Origin of the sequence: Paracoccus aerodenitrificans (genome assembly GCF_027913215.1) — a bacterium.
Classification (GTDB): Bacteria; Pseudomonadota; Alphaproteobacteria; order Rhodobacterales; family Rhodobacteraceae; genus Paracoccus; species Paracoccus aerodenitrificans.
This window is the reverse complement of the sequence record NZ_CP115784.1, coordinates 3004979-3021448: the sequence shown is the minus strand read 5'-3', so window position 1 is coordinate 3021448 and position 16470 is coordinate 3004979. Positions and strand designations below refer to the sequence as shown.

Here is a 16470-nt window from a genome sequence, read left to right as displayed (position 1 = left end):
GAAAATCCAGAAATCCTTGCCGCGGACAAGCAAAAATCAGGCAATCGCCGCAAGACAGCCATGTAATGCCGCCATATCGTCGCGGATCAGCAACAGAGGCGTGTTGTCCGGGATATGCCGCATATAGGGTTCGGCCAGAAACGCCGCTTCCAGTTGCTGCGTCCGATGCGCAAAGCTGCGGGCAACCGAACCGGCCAGAAAAATACCGTCCAGAGGCATGAACCGCAGCGAGAGCTCACGCAGCAAAAGACCGAACAGTTCGGTAAAAAGAGCATAGGTTTCCTCGGCCTCTGCATCTCCCTGCATGGCGGCGGTTGAAATTTCTTCGGAATTCCGCACCTCCTTGCCATGAAGCGCCGTGTGCAGCCGGGCAAGCCCGCGTCCGGCGAATGTCTCTTCGGTAGAAAAGAAATCCAGCATGGCCTTGATACCGACCCGGTCGCTGAGCCGACCGGCGATATTTGCGGGAAGGCTGGTATGACCCTCCTCTGCCTCCTGACAACTGATGCCACCACCGGGCAGGGTCTGAACGCCGCAGACATTGAAACCGGTGCCCGCTCCGACCACAAGGGACTGACCGTTCCGCGACCGGCTGGCTGGCGCGGCGCGAAGAAGCGAAACACCTTCGGCGCCAAGCCGGGGCGTCGCATAACCAAGCGCCATAAGATCGTTGATCAGCCGGACATGATCCGCATCGGTCAGCCGCGCAAGGCGGTTTTCCGAAAAATCCCAGTCCCGATTGGTCAGACTGGCCACCCCGCCGGATACCGGCCCGGCGACCGCCACGCAAACGGCGCTGAGGCGCGGATTTTCCTGTTCGGCTAGAAATGTCTGCACAACAGCATCGAAGCTGGAATAATCGTCACCGCGATATCTGGTGATACTGCTGCCGTCGATAACACCGTTCCGAGCCAAAGCCAGACGCGCATTCGTCCCGCCAACATCCGCCAGAAGTATCGCCATGCTCATCCTCCTTTTAATGAGCATGCGATACGCCAGCCTCCGGTGTCGCGCAAGCGCCCCAGCTTCATTGTATTTTTACAACCTCGGTGCTATCGCCTTTTCAGCATCTCAGGGGCCTCTTAATGAACGACTATATCATCAAGGATCTCTCTCTGGCGGATTTCGGCCGGAAAGAGCTCGATATCGCGGAAACCGAAATGCCGGGCCTTATGGCGCTGCGTAAAGAATATGGTGACTCCAAGCCGCTTAAAGGTGCGCGCATCGCAGGCAGTCTGCATATGACCGTGCAGACTGCGGTGCTGATCGAAACCCTGGTCGCATTGGGGGCGGATGTCCGCTGGGCCTCGTGCAACATCTACTCGACGCAGGATCACGCCGCAGCAGCCATCGCGGCATCCGGCGTTCCGGTCTTCGCGATCAAGGGCGAGACGCTGGAAGAATACTGGTCCTACACTGACCAGATCTTCCGCTTTGCCGACGGCACCGCCAATATGATTCTGGACGATGGCGGCGACGCAACGCTGTATATTCTTCTGGGCGCTCGCGTAGAGGCCGGCGAAAAAGATCTGATCGCCTCTCCCACCAGCGAAGAGGAAGAGGCGCTTTTTGCCCAGATCCGCAAGCGGCTTGAAGAAAGCCCCGGCTGGTTCACCCGGCAGCGGGATGCCATTGGCGGCGTGTCCGAGGAGACGACGACCGGTGTACACCGTCTGTACGATCTGCACAAAAAAGGTCTGCTGCCCTTCCCGGCGATCAACGTCAATGACAGCGTCACCAAGTCGAAATTCGACAATAAATACGGCTGCAAGGAGTCGCTGGTCGACGGTATCCGCCGCGCCACCGACGTGATGATGGCCGGCAAGGTCGCCGTTGTCTGCGGTTATGGCGATGTCGGCAAAGGTTCCGCCGCCTCGCTCGCCGGTGCCGGAGCGCGGGTCAAGGTAACCGAGGTTGACCCGATATGCGCCCTGCAGGCCGCAATGGACGGGTTTGAGGTGGTAACGCTGGAAGAGGTGGTCAGCACCGCCGACATCTTCGTGACGACCACGGGCAATAAGGACGTCATCCGTCTGGAACATATGCGCGACATGAAGGACATGGCGATTGTCGGCAATATCGGCCATTTCGACAATGAAATTCAGGTCGCAGCGCTGAAGAACCACAAATGGACCAATATCAAGGACCAGGTGGACATGATCGAGATGCCCTCCGGCAACCGGATCATCCTGCTCAGCCAGGGCCGCCTGCTGAATTTGGGCAACGCGACCGGCCATCCCTCTTTCGTGATGTCCGCCAGTTTTACCAATCAGGTTCTGGCGCAGATCGAACTCTTTACCAAAGGCGATGAATACGCGCCGGGCGTCTATATCCTTCCGAAACATCTGGATGAGAAAGTTGCCATGCTGCATCTGGACAAGGTCGGAGCAAAGCTGACCAGGCTGACGGCTGAGCAGGCGGATTACATCGGCGTCACAACCGACGGGCCTTTCAAATCAGATCATTACCGGTACTGAGAAAATGAGCGAATATAACGTTTTTACCTCGGAGTCGGTGTCCGAGGGTCATCCCGACAAGATTGCCGACCAGATTTCCGATGCGGTGCTTGATGCCATCATTGCCGAGGATCCACGCGCTCGCGTTGCATGCGAAACGATGGTCAAGACCGGCGTTGCGATTATCTCGGGTGAGATTACCACCTCTGCATGGGTCGATCTCGAATCCATCGTGCGCGATGTCATCAACGATATCGGCTATACCTCGTCCGAGGTCGGTTTTGACGGGTCCACCTGCTCGGTCATCAATATCATCGGGAAGCAGTCGCCCGAGATCAATCAGGGCGTCGATCGCTCCTCGCTGGAAGAGCAGGGCGCAGGGGATCAGGGTCTGATGTTCGGCTATGCCTCCGACGAAACGGATGTGCTGATGCCCGCCCCGATCACCTATGCGCACCGGCTGGTTCAGCGGCAGTCGCAGGTGCGCCGGGACGGAACGCTTGACTGGCTGCGTCCCGATGCGAAATCGCAGGTAACCTTCCGCTATGGCAGCGATGGCCGCCCCGAAGCGGTTGATGCGGTGGTTCTGTCCACGCAGCATAATCCCGATATTTCGCTTGAGGATCTGCGCGAAGCGGTCATCGAGGAAATCATCAAGCCGGTCCTTCCCACGGAATGGCTGTCGGCGGATACGAAATATTTCATCAACCCGACCGGCAAGTTCGTCATTGGCGGACCGGTCGGGGATTGCGGGCTGACAGGGCGGAAAATCATCGTCGATACATATGGCGGGATGTCGCGGCATGGCGGCGGTGCGTTCTCCGGCAAGGACCCGTCCAAGGTTGACCGCTCTGCCGCGTATGCAGGTCGTTGGGTCGCGAAGAATATCGTTGCGGCGGGGCTTGCCAAGCGTTGCGAAATTCAGGTCAGCTATGCCATCGGTGTCGCCGAGCCGACCTCGATTTCGCTGAACTGCTTCAGCACCGAAACTGTCCCGGTTGACAAGATCATCGCCGCAGTTCGTGAGGTTTTCGACCTGCGTCCCTATGCGATCATCGGAGGGTTGGACCTGCTGCATCCGATCTATCGGTCGACCTCGACCTATGGTCATTTCGGCAAGGAGCCCGAGCAGATCAGCTATGCCGGGAAAACCCATACCGGCTATACATGGGAAGCGACCGACAAGGCAGAGGCGCTGAAGGCGGCAATTTAAGCCGTCCCGGCTCGTTTCATCCTGGTAGAAATATCCATCGGCGGTTCCGCCTTCGCTGATCCCGGAAATTGAAAGGGGCGGCCCCGCAAGGCCGCCCCTTTTCGTTTACCCAACCTCTCCGGCTGCTAGTCCAGCTCATCGACCGAGCGGATCACCTTGCCCAGAAGGCCATAATCCAGCGCCTCCTGTGTGTTCAGCCAGAAATCCCTCTGCGTGTCCTTCTCGATACGCTCAAGAGTCTGTCCGGTTGCATCGGCGAAGATCTGGTTGAGGCGCTCGCGCATCAGCCGGACCTGCTCGGCCTGGATCATCATGTCGGACGAGGTGCCGCCAATGCCACCCGAGGGCTGGTGCAGCAGGAACCGCGTATTCGGCAGGCAGAAGCGGTTTTCACGGGCTGCGCCCACGAAAATCAGAGCACCCGCCGACGCCACCCAACCAGAACCGATGCAGCGCACGGTCGGGCGGATGAACTTGATCATGTCATGGATCATGTCACCGGATTCGACATGGCCGCCCGGTGAAGAGATCAGCATGGTGATCGGATCGTCGCTTTCTTCCGCGAGCGCAAGAAGATGGGCCACTGTGCGCTGCGCCAGCTTGTCGTTGATCGCCCCTGCCACGATCACGTTGCGGGATTTGAAATACAGCTTGCCGATATTATCGGCGTCCGGAAGGCCGAGGCCAGGCTCTTTCGGCTTGTTGTCTTCGGGCTGGTCGTCATCTTCGTCGTCAAGCCGGATCTGGGGCATATGGTCCTCTCGGTTCAGTTATATTCAGCGCGGTTCACTTGGCAGGCGTCGAGCTGACGCCGACCTTGGCCGGGCGCAGCAGGCGGTCATGCAGCATGAAGCCAGGCTCCATGAGCTGAATGATGTCGCCTGCGGATGTATCCGGAATGGCGGCTTCGAACATGGCCTCGTGAAGCTCAGGATCGAATTTCGTGCCGATTTCGGGGCGCAGCACCGTGATCCCGTGCTTGCCGAAGACATTTCCAAGCTCTCTCAGCGTCAGCTCGACACCTTCAAGCAATGCGGCATTCGTGCTGCGCTGATCCTCTGGTACAGCGTCGATGGCGCGGTGCAGGTGATCATAGACGGGCAGCAAATCCCGGGCCAGACGCGTACCGCCATATTGCTCGGCATCCCGACGCTCTTTATCGGCCCGCTTGCGTGCGTTTTCCGCATCGGCAAGAGCGCGCATGAAGCGGTCGCGCATCTCATCCCGCTCTTCCGTCAGGCGTTGCAGCTCGGCATCGGGATCGGCCAGCGGATCCATGAAATCCTCATCGAGGGGCAGCTCTTCGGGCGGCTGTGCTTCAGGCTTTTGATCGCTCATCCTTCTTATCCTTTCAGGCCGGACAGAACACGCCCGACCAGTTGCGCAGTGTAATCGACAATCGGCACGATACGCCCATAGTTCAGCCGTGTCGGGCCGATCACCCCTACCGCGCCAATAATCTTCCGGTCGGAGTTCATATAGGGAGAAACCACCAGAGAGGAACCCGAAAGTGAAAAAAGCTTGTTCTCGGATCCGATGAAAATGCGCACACCGTCGCCGCCCTCGGTCAGATCGAGAAACTGGGCAATGTCGCGCTTGCGTTCGAGGTCATCGAACAGCTCGCGGATCCGGTCGATATCTGCGGTTTCCTCACCGATCAGATTCGCGCGGCCCCTGACGATAAGCCGCGCATCGCTGTCATCGCTTTCCCATGTGGCAAGGCCCTGCTCGATCATGACGGCGGCCAGAGAATCCAGCTCTTGCCGACGATGAGAGATTTCGCGGACGATCTGCTCGCGCAACTCGCTGAGCGTGCGCCCCTCGGCAAGCGCATTCAGGAAATTCCCAGCCTCACGCATCGAGGACGGCGTCTGGCCCGGAGGCGGTGTGAACAGGCGGTTCTCGACATGCCCATCCGAGAAGACCAGAACCACCAGGGCACGATCCGCCGCCAGACTGACAAATTCGATATGGCGGAGCGGCGCTTCGTGCTTAGGGGTCAGAACCAGACTCGCCCCATGCGTAAGCGAGGAAAGTGCGCCGCCGACACGATCCAGCAGCGCCGTAACATCGCCGCTGTCACCCATCGTTTCCTCAATTCGCGCCCGATCCGTCGGGGCGACCGGATCCACCTCCATCAGACCATCCACGAACAGCCTGAGGCCCTGCTGGGTCGGCCTCCGCCCCGCCGAGATGTGGGGTGCGTCCAGAAGGCCCAGATACTCCAGATCCTGCATGACATTGCGGATCGTCGCGGCGCTGACTTTTTCGGTCATGTCGCGGGTAAGGGTCCGCGAGCCGACAGGCTCTCCGGTCTGAAGATAGGCTTCGACCACCCGGCGAAACACCTCTCGCGAGCGGTCGTTCAGTTCATCTAGCAGCGGGCGCGTGGTCATGTGGGGTTGCGTCCGTCCTTGGCGGGCCTGTATCTGGATGCCGAAGCAGGAAAGGAAATCCGATGCGTCCTTCGGGCCGAAACTTAAGCGAAATGCGGCCGATTTCAATCGAGACCGGCGTCATGGCACATGCCGAGGGCTCTTGTCTGATCAAGATAGGCGGCACGCATGTCATCTGCACTGCCAGTATTGAGGAGAAGATTCCACCTTTTTTGCGCGGCTCGGGGCTTGGCTGGGTCACTGCTGAATACGGAATGCTGCCAAGGGCGACGAATACGCGAACACGCCGGGAAGCTACGGCGGGAAAGCAGGGCGGAAGAACTGTTGAAATTCAGCGCTTTATCGGAAGATCGCTTCGCGCGGGCGTCGATCGTCAGGCGTTGGGTGAGCGTCAGATCGTTGTCGATTGCGACGTCATTCAGGCCGATGGCGGGACGCGTTGCGCCTCGATCACCGGCGGATGGGTCGCGCTTCGTCTTGCGGTGAACAAGCTGCTCAAGGCGGGGATGATCAGCATGGATCCCCTGACCGACCACGTTGCGGCGGTCTCTTGCGGTATTTACGCAGGCCAGTCGGTGCTTGATCTGGACTATGCCGAGGACAGCGAGGCCGGGACTGACGGGAATTTCGTGATGACCGGAAGCGGGCGCCTAATTGAGATTCAGATGTCGGCAGAGGGTGCAACCTTCAGTCGCGATCAGATGAATGGGCTGGTCGATCTGGCCGAGCAGGGCGTGGCCGAGCTTGTTGCGGCACAGAAGGCAGCGATCTGATGCGGCGCTTCGACGGGAAAAGGCTGCTTATCGCCACCCATAATGCAGGGAAGCTGGACGAGATGCGTGCACTTCTTCGCCCCTACGGTGTCGAGGTTGTCGGGGCAGCCGAAATGTCCCTGCCCGAACCCGTCGAAACCGAGGATAACTTCGTCGGCAATGCCCGGATCAAGGCGCATGCTGCCGTGAAGGCGACGGGGCTGCCTGCACTTGCGGATGATAGCGGCATCAGTGTCGACGCGCTTGACGGCGCTCCGGGTGTGTATACCGCCGACTGGGCCGAGACGGGTCAGGGTCGCGATTTCGGCATGGCGATGGAGAGGACATGGCGCGAGCTTGAAGAGCGTAAAGCTCCGTCGCCGCGTCTGGCGCAGTTCAACTGCACATTGGTTCTTGCCTGGCCGGATGGGCATGACGAGGTATTCGTGGGTACACTTCCAGGTCAGGTCACATGGCCGCCTCGGGGGGCCGAGGGGCATGGTTACGATCCGATCTTTATCCCGGATGGTTCCGACATGACTCTGGGCGAAATGAGCGCCGAGGCGAAGAACAGGATCTCTCACCGGGCGGTGGCCGTCGGGAAGATGCTGGAGGCTTGCTTTGCCTAGCGGTTTCTCCTGTTGCCTTGTCGGGGCTGCGGTGGGCCGCAATGTGCTTGTCGCTGGTTTGGCACCTACGCTTCGCGGGGCTTGCGGCAGCGGTGATGTTTTCCTGCCATTAAGTGATATAAAACAATCCGTTAGAATATTTCTTCGGCAATGATCAGCGACTGGCAAAGTGCTGGCTTCGGTCTTTACGTGCACTGGCCCTTTTGTGCCTCAAAATGTCCGTATTGCGATTTTAACAGCCATGTTGCGACTTCTATAGACCATACGCGATGGGCAGAGGGTTATCGCCGCGAGATTGCCCGCGTCGGCATGGAAACCAAAGGCAGGGTGCTGCGCAGCATTTTCTTCGGCGGCGGTACTCCGTCGCTAATGCAGCCTGATATCGTGTCAGCGGTGATCGAGGCGGCAGGGCAGGAATGGATTTTCGCCAACGATATCGAGATCAGCATGGAGGCGAATCCCGGCAGTGTCGATGCGGGTCGCTTTGCGGGCTACGCGCAGGCTGGCGTTAACCGCTTGTCGCTTGGTGTGCAGGCATTGAACGATGACGATCTGCGGCGGCTCGGGCGGATGCATAATCTTGCCGAGGCGCGGCGTGCTTTCGACATTGCCAAGGCGAATTTTGCCAGGGTGAGCTTCGATCTGATCTATGCAAGGCAGGATCAGGATCTTGCGTCTTGGCGTACCGAGTTAACCGAGGCGCTGAGCATGGCGGTCGATCATCTGTCTCTGTATCAGCTGACAATTGAGGACGGGACTGTTTTCGCAGCGAGGCACAAGGCCGGAAAGCTGCGGGGTCTGCCGGATGACGATGTGTCCGCCGATATGTATTTCGAGACTCAGGATGTTCTGGCGGCGCATGGCATGCCGGCTTACGAGATTTCAAATCATGCTGCTGCGGGTTCTGAATCGCGGCATAATCTGATCTATTGGCGACAAGGGGATTGGGCGGCAATTGGGCCAGGTGCGCATGGTCGCATCACAGATCAATTGCAAGACCGATATGCGACCGTGGCTGAACCGATGCCGGAAGCCTGGCTGGATCGAGTTGAACGGCTTGGCAGTGGTGACATTTCTGCTGAGCTACTTTCGCAAGAGGAGGTCGCGACGGAGTATCTTTTGATGTCGATGCGCCTTGCCGAGGGTATGGATCTGACACGCTTCCAAGCCAAAGGCGGAAAGCTGGATGAACCTCGCGTGTCGCGGCTGGTGTCGGACGGTTTGGTTATACTCGACGGAGATATTATACGTGCGACTTCTGAGGGTTGCCCTCTCCTCAACTATGTCTTGCGTGAGATGGCTGGATAATGCGGTGGATTTATCTTTGTGTCGGTTGGGTCGCCGTTAGTTTTTCTGCAATCGGGGCGTTTCTTCCGATCGTTCCGACCGTTCCGTTCTTGCTGATCGCATTATGGGCGTTTGGCCGATCCTCGGAACGGCTCCACCAAAAGCTGCTGTCGCATCCCGTTTTTGGCCCGGATATCAGACGTTGGGAAGAGCGCGGTGCAATCCGTCGCTCCGCCAAGATTTTTGCGGTCGTTGCCATGACAGCAAGCATTGGCATCGCCCTAGCGCTTGGAGTGGCGCATAAGGCGGTTGTATTTCAGGCCGCGATATTAGCCGCAGTTTCGGTATATATTATATCCCGTCCCGAGAGCTAGGCATTACCGCTGAGCGTCTGGCAGAGCCTGTCGAGCTGCTCCAGATCGCGATAGGTTATGACCATCTGCCCACCATCCGTACCTGAATGCCGGATCTGGACGCGCATCTTAAGGGTTGCCGAAAGGTCACCTTCGAGTGCGCGGGTATCGGCGTCTTTTTCAGGCTGAGCGGTCGTGGATCGCGTCGAAGGCTCGGGCTTTTTCCGGACAAGAGCTTCGGTTTCGCGAACCGACAAATCTTTTTCAATGACCTTCCGGGCGAGCGCTGTCGGATTATCCACGGTTACGAGCGCACGAGCATGGCCTGCAGAAAGCTTCTCCTCACGAACCCATTCCTGCACTTGATCCGGAAGATTCAGAAGGCGCATGAGATTTGCAATATGGCTTCTGCTTTTGCCCAGTGCTTCCGCGACTTTTTCCTGAGTATGACCAAAGCGGGTCATGAGTTGCTTATAGGATGCCGCTTCGTCGATAGCATTCAGGTCAGCGCGTTGAATATTCTCGATAATTGCGACTTCGAGCATCTCGGCATCGCTGAATTCTCGGACCAGTACGGGGAGTTCATGCAGTTGGGCCATCTGCGCGGCCCGCCATCGCCGTTCCCCGGCAACAATCTGATAAATCTGGGCATCATCCGGGTGACGGCGGACGATAAGGGGTTGGATGATCCCGCGAGTTCGGATTGAATCCGCGAGTTCGGCCAGCGAGGCTTGATCAAAAACGCGTCTTGGCTGGTCGGGATTCGGAGTAATTTGTTCCGTGGGAACAGATATCGTATCTGCGCGAGGCTCAGAGGTTTTGGTATCCCCCTCAGGCTGAAGATCGGCCATCAAGGCAGACAGACCGCGTCCAAGGCTGCTACGTTTATTCTGGCTCATTACGCTATTTCCTTTTGGCGGTCGAGAAACTCTCCGGTCAGCGCGTTATAGGCACGACTTCCAGCCGAGGCCGGGTCATAAATGGTTACGGGAAGCCCGTGCGACGGAGCCTCGGAGATGCGGACATTGCGTGGGATAATGGTTGTGTAAACCAATTCACCAAGCGTTGCCCTCGCATCGGCTTCGACTTGCTGGGAAAGATTGTTGCGACCGTCATACATCGTCAAAACCACTCCATCGACACGGAGATCAGGGTTTGCGCCTTGCCGGACTTCTCTGACCGTCATCAAGAGTTGGGAAAGACCCTCAAGCGCGTAAAATTCTGCCTGCAAGGGTACGAGTACCGTGTCTGCAGCCACCAGAGCATTAACCGTCAAAAGACCCAATGCAGGCGGGCAGTCGATTAAGATGTATTTGTAATCCTGTTCCGCGCTGAGGGCAGCTTTCATCAGCCGGATTCGATTTGGAAGGGCCGAGAAATCAATATCTGCCGAGCTGAGGTCCGGCGTCGACGGGACAAGTTTCAAACCGTCTATATTGGTATCAATGACAACCTCAGGAAGAGTGATCCGGCCCGCGAGCAGATCATAGGAGGTGAGTTCGCGGCCTCTGACCGAACACCCTACCCCGGTCGATGCATTCCCTTGTGGATCCAGGTCAATGATCAGCGTTTTAAGACCGCGTGCCGCAAGGCCTGCGCCTAAATTCACCGCGGTCGTAGTTTTTCCAACCCCGCCCTTTTGGTTCGCAATAGCGATAATTGTTGGTTTAGTCATTTCGCTTAACGTTCCTCAGCCTGATGACAACAGATTCCGAGTCGGTCGCACTTTCGAAAGTATCGTAATCGAAGGACCATTTATTTTTTGCTACACGGACCTCGTCGCGCCATTGTTTGCCCTTCAGTAACCAAAGTTCACCCTCCACGGCAAGTTGGTCTGGGGTAAAATCGAGAAGCTTATCAATCGAAGCCAAAGCACGGGCACTGAGATAGTTGCTTTTAAGCGGCGGAAGTGCCTCAATTCTGCACGTCTCTATGCGTAGGTTGCGTAATCCAAGTTGGCGACGCACCGTTCTCAGGAAGGCAGCTTTTCGCCTATCACTTTCGACAAGCGTTACTGTAAGCTTTCGAGGCTGGGTCAGAATAGACAGAACCATACCTGGAAAGCCGCCACCGCTTCCAAGATCGGTCCAGCTTCCTTCAGTAGGATTCGCAAGGTCGAGCAATTGCGCAGAATCAGCAATATGACGTATTTTAATTTCGCTCAGACTGTTTTCCGCAACCAAATTTATTGCTGGGTTCCATTTTTTTATGAGAGTCGAATATTCGTTCAGCAGAACATCTGTTTCACGTGAAACATTCATCCGTTGGAGCTCTTTTTACGGCTGAGGGCAACCAGCAACGAAAGGGCTGCCGGCGTCATGCCTTCTATGCGAGCGGCCGCAGCTATTGTGTTCGGGCGCCGCAAGGAGAGCTTTTCTCGAAGTTCGCCAGATAGTCCGGGTATGTCGGAATATTTCGTGTTCCGATCAAGAAGAACACCTTCATCTTTTTTAAGGGCTTCTGCTTCGCGGCGTTGACGTTCTTCGTATTGTGCATAAGTTGCATTGATTTTCACTTGCTTCTGCACCGCTTCTGACCAGGCGGGCATAGTGTTATCGAGAGCTTTAATGTCCGAAATTTCTATGTTTTTTTCAGAAAGCAATTCATATGCGCTTCGCTTCCTGCCATCACGGCCAATTGGACGATCTAGAACCTGAAGCGCATTTCCAGAGTATTTCTCTGATCTTAGCCAATTTTCTGCTGCGTTAAGCTCATTCATCTTCTCTAAATAAGACCGCCAGCGCATATCTTGAACCAATCCCACATTTCGACCCATCGCAGTTAAGCGTTGGTCAGCATTATCAGCACGCAAGCTTAATCTATATTCCGCACGTGATGTAAACATCCGATACGGTTCAGTCGCACCCCGGGTTGTCAGGTCGTCTATCATAACGCCGATATAAGAATCCGTGCGTGAGAAAATGACCGGTTCTTCTAGCGACGCGTTAACACCCGCCACCAGACCCTGCGCACCAGCCTCTTCATAGCCCGTCGTTCCGTTTATCTGCCCGGCAAGATAGAGTCCTTCCACTTCAGCAAGTTGAAGCGTTGGCAGTAGGTTCCTTGGGTCTACATAGTCGTATTCTACGGCATAGCCAGGCTGCAAAATCTTAGCACTCTCAAGGCCGATGATCGATTGAACATAATTCACCTGCACATCAACCGGCAGCGATGTCGATATACCATTGGGGTAAATCACATCGCTCTCAAGCCCCTCGGGCTCAAGAAAGATCTGGTGCGAATCTTTATCAGAAAATCTATGAATCTTGTCCTCGATCGAAGGGCAGTAGCGCGGACCGCGCCCCTCGATGTGCCCTCCATACATTGCCGAGCGTGATATATTTTTCTGAATAATCCCATGCGTCGTAAGGTTGGTATGCGTAATTCCACAACTTATTTGTGGAAGAGCGGGACGATCCGAAAGAAATGACAGCATTTCCGGGCTATCATCAGCGGCCTGCCGCTGCAAAATATCCCAATCAATTGTTCGACCACTAAGGCGCGGCGGCGTGCCCGTTTTCAAACGCCCAAGAGGCACACCTAGATGATGAATAAATGCAGCAAGTCGAGAAGAGTTTTTATCGCCATATCTTCCAGCCGGTTTTTGCACGTCCCCTATGTGGATTGTGCCGTTTAAAAATGTGCCAGTGGTCAGAATTACCGCCTTTGAAACAATTTCTTCGCCAGTAGCAAGACGAACACCAGAAACTCTCGGCCCCCTTACGATAAGCTCCGTTACCTCACCATAAATGATCTCAAGATTTTGATAACTTTGTATCGCAGACATCGCTGCATTACGATATTTCGACCGATCCGCCTGCGTTCTGGGTCCCTGAACTGCGGCACCCTTTCGTCTGTTCAGAAGTCGAAACTGGATTCCAGCGGCATCCGCTAGGCGACCCATCAACCCATCTAAAGCATCAATTTCGCGGACCAAATGTCCCTTGCCTAAACCACCAATCGCCGGATTACAGGACATCGTTCCAATGTCATTTTTCGACATAGTAATAAGGATAACACGCCGACCTAACCGCGCAGCGGCCGCAGCCGCCTCGGTTCCCGCGTGACCTCCACCTATCACAATAACATCTGATTGTTTCACGTGAAACAGTCCTTATTTCCCGATACAGAAAGTACTGAAGACGCGGTCAAGATAATCTTCCGTGTCAATCTTTCCAACCAGTCTTTTTAAATGATGCACTGCCTCACGCACAGCTTCCGCGATGATCTCAGTATCTGCGGCGTCCTCCACATGAAGCGCATCAAGCGCAGCCTGCATAGCATCAGCCTGTCGCGAATGGCTCACCAAACTTGCGCGGGAAACCCTTTCTCTAAGAACTTCATGAATCCGATCCAAAAGTTGATCAACCCCTTCGCCGGTTAAACCTGACACGGCACTAGGATCGCCCGTCAGATCGCGCCGCGTATCGATAAAGACATCATCGTCTTTTGCTAAAGCCAAAGCTTTATCAGGAACCACCCCAAGGAAGATCCTCAGATCAGACCCCTTAGCTCGTTCCGCAGCTTTCTCGATACCCAACCTCTCAACGATATCGTTGCTTTCCCGGATGCCTGCCGTATCAAGAAAAGTCACCGGCAGTCCCTTCAGATCCGCCCGAAACTCCACAATATCACGAGTCGTTCCCTCCTGTTCAGTCACTATCGCAATATCCCGACCCGCAATCACATTCATCAGAGACGATTTCCCTGCATTTGGAACGCCGATAATCGCCACCTCAAAACCAATCCTCAAACGTTCGCTTGCCGGAAATCCAGAAAGTTGTTCCGAGATCGAAAGCCGTGTCCGTTCCAGAATATGATCGACCTCTGCGGTCACGTCATCCGGTATCTCTTCATCGGCAAAATCAATTGCCGCCGTCAGCAATGACCCCACTAAAATGAGATCCTCCCGCCAGATTTCTGCCAGCTTACCAAGAGCACCCTCACTCGCCGCAGCTGCAAGCTTTCGCTGATCTTCCGTCTCAGCTTCCAGCAGATCAGCCAGTCCCTCGACCTGGGCCAGATCCAACCGTCCTGACAGAAAAGCCCGAAGTGTAAACTCTCCCGGATCTGCCCGCCGCAAACCTCTGTCACGCAGCGCCGCTTCCAGGCGCCGAACAACAACCGGAGCACCATGCAGTTGAAACTCACAACTATCCTCGCCGGTAAAACTCGAACCCGCGTCAAAACGAATGACAAGGCAGCGATCAATCAGATCGCTGCCATCCTTTGCTGTCCGATAATAAGCTTCACGGGGCCTCGGCAGCGGTCCCGCAAGTTCCTCAGCAACTCTTCGCGATTCGGGCCCGCTCAGTCGAATAATCGAGACCCCACCCCGCCCCGCCGGAGTCGCTTCTGCAAAAATCGTAGACACGACACATCACGCATTCATTGAATCGAAGAACTCTGCATTGTTCTTCGTCTGCTTGAGTTTCGAGATCAGGAACTCGATGGCATCCGTCGTCCCCATCGGGTTCAGAATCCGCCGCAACAGATATGTCTTCTGCAAATCCTTGGAATCGACCAGAAGTTCCTCCTTCCGCGTGCCTGATTTAAGGATATCCATCGCCGGGAAGACACGCTTATCTGCAACTTTCCGATCTAGAACGATCTCGCTATTGCCCGTCCCTTTGAATTCCTCAAAGATGACCTCGTCCATTCTCGACCCGGTATCGATCAAAGCCGTCGCGATAATCGTCAGAGACCCACCCTCTTCAATATTCCGCGCAGCGCCAAAGAATCGCTTCGGCCGCTGAAGCGCATTGGCATCGACACCACCCGTCAGAACCTTACCGGAAGACGGCACCACCGTGTTAAAGGCCCTACCAAGTCTAGTAATAGAATCGAGCAAAATCACTACATCTCGCTTATGCTCAACCAGACGCTTGGCCTTTTCAATTACCATTTCGGACACGGCGACATGGCGGCTTGCAGGCTCATCAAATGTCGAGCTCACCACCTCGCCACGGACCGAGCGCTGCATATCCGTCACTTCTTCAGGCCGTTCATCAATCAGAAGAACGATCAGATAACATTCCGGGTGATTTTTCTCGATGGAATGCGCAATATTCTGCAACAGTACCGTTTTACCCGTGCGCGGCGGCGCGACGATCAGCGAACGCTGTCCCTTCCCGATCGGCGCAACCAGATCGATGATCCGGGCCGAACGGTCCTTCGTCGTCGGATCTTCCAGCTCCATCTTCAGGCGCTCATCCGGATAAAGCGGGGTCAGGTTATCGAATGCCACCTTATGACGCGCCCGTTCAGGGTCTTCAAAATTGATCCGCTCAACCTTGGTCAAAGCGAAATAACGTTCATTTTCCCCCGGCGCACGGATCACGCCCTCAACAGTATCCCCTGTTCTCAGCGCATGCTGCCGGATCATATCCGGGCTGACATAGATATCGTCAGGACCCGGCAGATAGTTCGCCTCGGTCGAGCGCAGGAAACCGAACCCGTCCTGAACGACCTCAAGCACACCGTCGCCGCCAATATCGAAACCGTCCTCGGCATGCTCTTTCAGGATCGAGAACATCATCTCGCCCTTCCGCATGGTCGAGGCGTTCTCGATCTCCCATTCTTCGGCCATCGCCAGAAGATCCTTCGGACTCTTCGCTTTCAGGTCCGAAAGGTTCAATCGCTCTTCATTCATAGCATCACCGCATCACGCCCGCTCAGCAGGTCGCATTCATTATTATCTGGAAAAAATCCGTGCCGGACGGCCGGACCGTTGACCGCCACATAAATCACAGCACGATTCGAGTCAACTTGCCTGACAGATCGCCAGAAACTAGGCAGAGACTTTAAAACTTCAAGACGACTGAAAAAACGATGACGATCAGCAGCAACGTCGGCAGCTCATTCATCATCCGATATGTGCGGCCACTGACGCCTTCACCTTGTGCAAGCAATTTTCGCTGTCGTGCAAGCCACATGTGAAACCAGCTCATTGCAAGAACAGCAACCGCCTTTGACCAGGGCCATAGCATAGACCAGTCAACAATCCCGGGCGTCATCACCAGCATCAACCCAAATACCCAGGTTGCGATCATCGCCGGGTTCATGATCAGGCGAAGCAGCTTGTCTTCCATGATCATGAAACTTGCTGTCGGCTCAGATGATTCCCCGCCTCGCTCTGCGTGATAAACATAGAGTCTCGGCAGATAAAACAACCCTGCCATCCATGCCACCACGGCAATGATGTGCAGGGCCTTAACCAGAGGATAGACAGAGCTGAGTACAGAAAGCATCGCGTCTCTTACTAATAAAGAAAAGAAAAAGAAGAAAGATGATGATGATTGTAAGCCCTGTGGATTATCGGATAAGCAGTTTTTCCGCTATTCTGTCCCCAGATACGGAAAGCTTCTAAAACAAGTTTATTCAT

General features: G+C 55.6%; 17 protein-coding genes. 6 read left to right on the top strand and 11 right to left on the bottom strand.

The genetic code is table 11. The features are described 5' to 3' along the window. Positions 1-36: 36 nt before the first annotated feature. Positions 37-963 carry a glucokinase gene (locus PAE61_RS16160; RefSeq protein WP_271113366.1) on the bottom strand — a complete coding sequence of 309 codons (927 nt, stop codon included), beginning with the start codon at positions 961-963 and terminating at the stop codon, positions 37-39. A 122-nt stretch (positions 964-1085) separates the two neighbouring features. Between PAE61_RS16160 and ahcY the strand changes: the two genes are divergently transcribed. Both ahcY and metK read left to right on the top strand, forming a co-directional pair. Beyond that, positions 1086-2477: an adenosylhomocysteinase gene (ahcY, locus tag PAE61_RS16155; protein ID WP_271113365.1), complete on the top strand. Its 1392-nt coding sequence runs from the start codon at positions 1086-1088 to the stop codon at positions 2475-2477. Positions 2478-2481: 4 nt separating this feature from the next. Continuing rightward, positions 2482-3669, top strand: a complete 1188-nt coding sequence (gene metK / locus PAE61_RS16150; RefSeq protein ID WP_271113364.1) for a methionine adenosyltransferase — start codon at positions 2482-2484, stop codon at positions 3667-3669. Between the two features lie 125 nt (positions 3670-3794). Here metK and PAE61_RS16145 read toward each other — a convergent pair whose 3' ends face one another. From PAE61_RS16145 to hrcA, 3 genes are read right to left on the bottom strand one after another with little or no spacing between them, the layout of a single operon-like run. Beyond that, entirely contained in the window at positions 3795-4421 is a 627-nt protein-coding gene (locus PAE61_RS16145; RefSeq protein WP_271113363.1) for an ATP-dependent Clp protease proteolytic subunit, read from the bottom strand. 34 nt (positions 4422-4455) lie between these two features. Then, on the bottom strand, positions 4456-5007 hold the full coding sequence (locus PAE61_RS16140) for a nucleotide exchange factor GrpE (RefSeq protein WP_434803085.1): 552 nt from the start codon (positions 5005-5007) through the stop codon (positions 4456-4458). Positions 5008-5012: 5 nt separating this feature from the next. Then, positions 5013-6065 (bottom strand): heat-inducible transcriptional repressor HrcA, encoded by a 1053-nt coding sequence (hrcA, locus tag PAE61_RS16135; protein WP_271113362.1) that lies wholly within the window; start codon positions 6063-6065, stop codon positions 5013-5015. Between the two features lie 62 nt (positions 6066-6127). On the opposite strand from hrcA, the gene rph reads away from it, so the two are divergent. The 4 genes from rph (at position 6128) to PAE61_RS16115 (ending at position 9107) form a co-directional block, all read left to right on the top strand. Next, positions 6128-6838 carry a ribonuclease PH gene (gene rph / locus PAE61_RS16130; protein WP_271113361.1) on the top strand — a complete coding sequence of 237 codons (711 nt, stop codon included), beginning with the start codon at positions 6128-6130 and terminating at the stop codon, positions 6836-6838. Further along, positions 6838-7446, top strand: coding sequence for an RdgB/HAM1 family non-canonical purine NTP pyrophosphatase (gene rdgB, locus PAE61_RS16125; RefSeq protein WP_271113360.1), 609 nt, complete (start codon positions 6838-6840; stop codon positions 7444-7446). Before rph ends, rdgB begins: the two co-directional genes overlap by 1 nt. A 153-nt stretch (positions 7447-7599) precedes the next feature. Continuing rightward, positions 7600-8754, top strand: coding sequence for a radical SAM family heme chaperone HemW (gene hemW, locus PAE61_RS16120; protein WP_271115178.1), 1155 nt, complete (start codon positions 7600-7602; stop codon positions 8752-8754). Continuing rightward, positions 8754-9107, top strand: coding sequence for a YbaN family protein (locus PAE61_RS16115; protein WP_271113359.1), 354 nt, complete (start codon positions 8754-8756; stop codon positions 9105-9107). The genes hemW and PAE61_RS16115 overlap by 1 nt, the downstream gene beginning before the upstream one ends. Here the strand turns inward: PAE61_RS16115 and PAE61_RS16110 are convergent. From PAE61_RS16110 to PAE61_RS16080, 7 genes are all read right to left on the bottom strand, one after another. Continuing rightward, positions 9104-9985 carry a ParB/RepB/Spo0J family partition protein gene (locus PAE61_RS16110; RefSeq protein ID WP_271113358.1) on the bottom strand — a complete coding sequence of 294 codons (882 nt, stop codon included), beginning with the start codon at positions 9983-9985 and terminating at the stop codon, positions 9104-9106. The genes PAE61_RS16115 and PAE61_RS16110 overlap by 4 nt on opposite strands. Further along, positions 9985-10761 (bottom strand): ParA family protein, encoded by a 777-nt coding sequence (locus PAE61_RS16105; protein WP_271113357.1) that lies wholly within the window; start codon positions 10759-10761, stop codon positions 9985-9987. Before PAE61_RS16105 ends, PAE61_RS16110 begins: the two co-directional genes overlap by 1 nt. Next, complete coding sequence (gene rsmG / locus PAE61_RS16100; protein WP_271113356.1) at positions 10754-11347, bottom strand: 16S rRNA (guanine(527)-N(7))-methyltransferase RsmG; 594 nt, start codon at positions 11345-11347, stop codon at positions 10754-10756. The genes PAE61_RS16105 and rsmG overlap by 8 nt, the downstream gene beginning before the upstream one ends. Beyond that, positions 11344-13197 carry a tRNA uridine-5-carboxymethylaminomethyl(34) synthesis enzyme MnmG gene (gene mnmG, locus PAE61_RS16095; RefSeq protein ID WP_271115177.1) on the bottom strand — a complete coding sequence of 618 codons (1854 nt, stop codon included), beginning with the start codon at positions 13195-13197 and terminating at the stop codon, positions 11344-11346. Before mnmG ends, rsmG begins: the two co-directional genes overlap by 4 nt. A gap of 3 nt (positions 13198-13200) precedes the next feature. Next, a complete protein-coding gene (gene mnmE / locus PAE61_RS16090) occupies positions 13201-14460 on the bottom strand; it encodes a tRNA uridine-5-carboxymethylaminomethyl(34) synthesis GTPase MnmE (RefSeq protein WP_271113355.1) in 1260 nt (419 codons plus the stop codon). A gap of 6 nt (positions 14461-14466) precedes the next feature. Next, positions 14467-15738, bottom strand: coding sequence for a transcription termination factor Rho (gene rho, locus PAE61_RS16085; RefSeq protein WP_271113354.1), 1272 nt, complete (start codon positions 15736-15738; stop codon positions 14467-14469). Positions 15739-15889: 151 nt separating this feature from the next. Further along, positions 15890-16336: a CopD family protein gene (locus PAE61_RS16080; RefSeq protein ID WP_271113353.1), complete on the bottom strand. Its 447-nt coding sequence runs from the start codon at positions 16334-16336 to the stop codon at positions 15890-15892. Between the last annotated feature and the right edge of the window lie 134 nt (positions 16337-16470).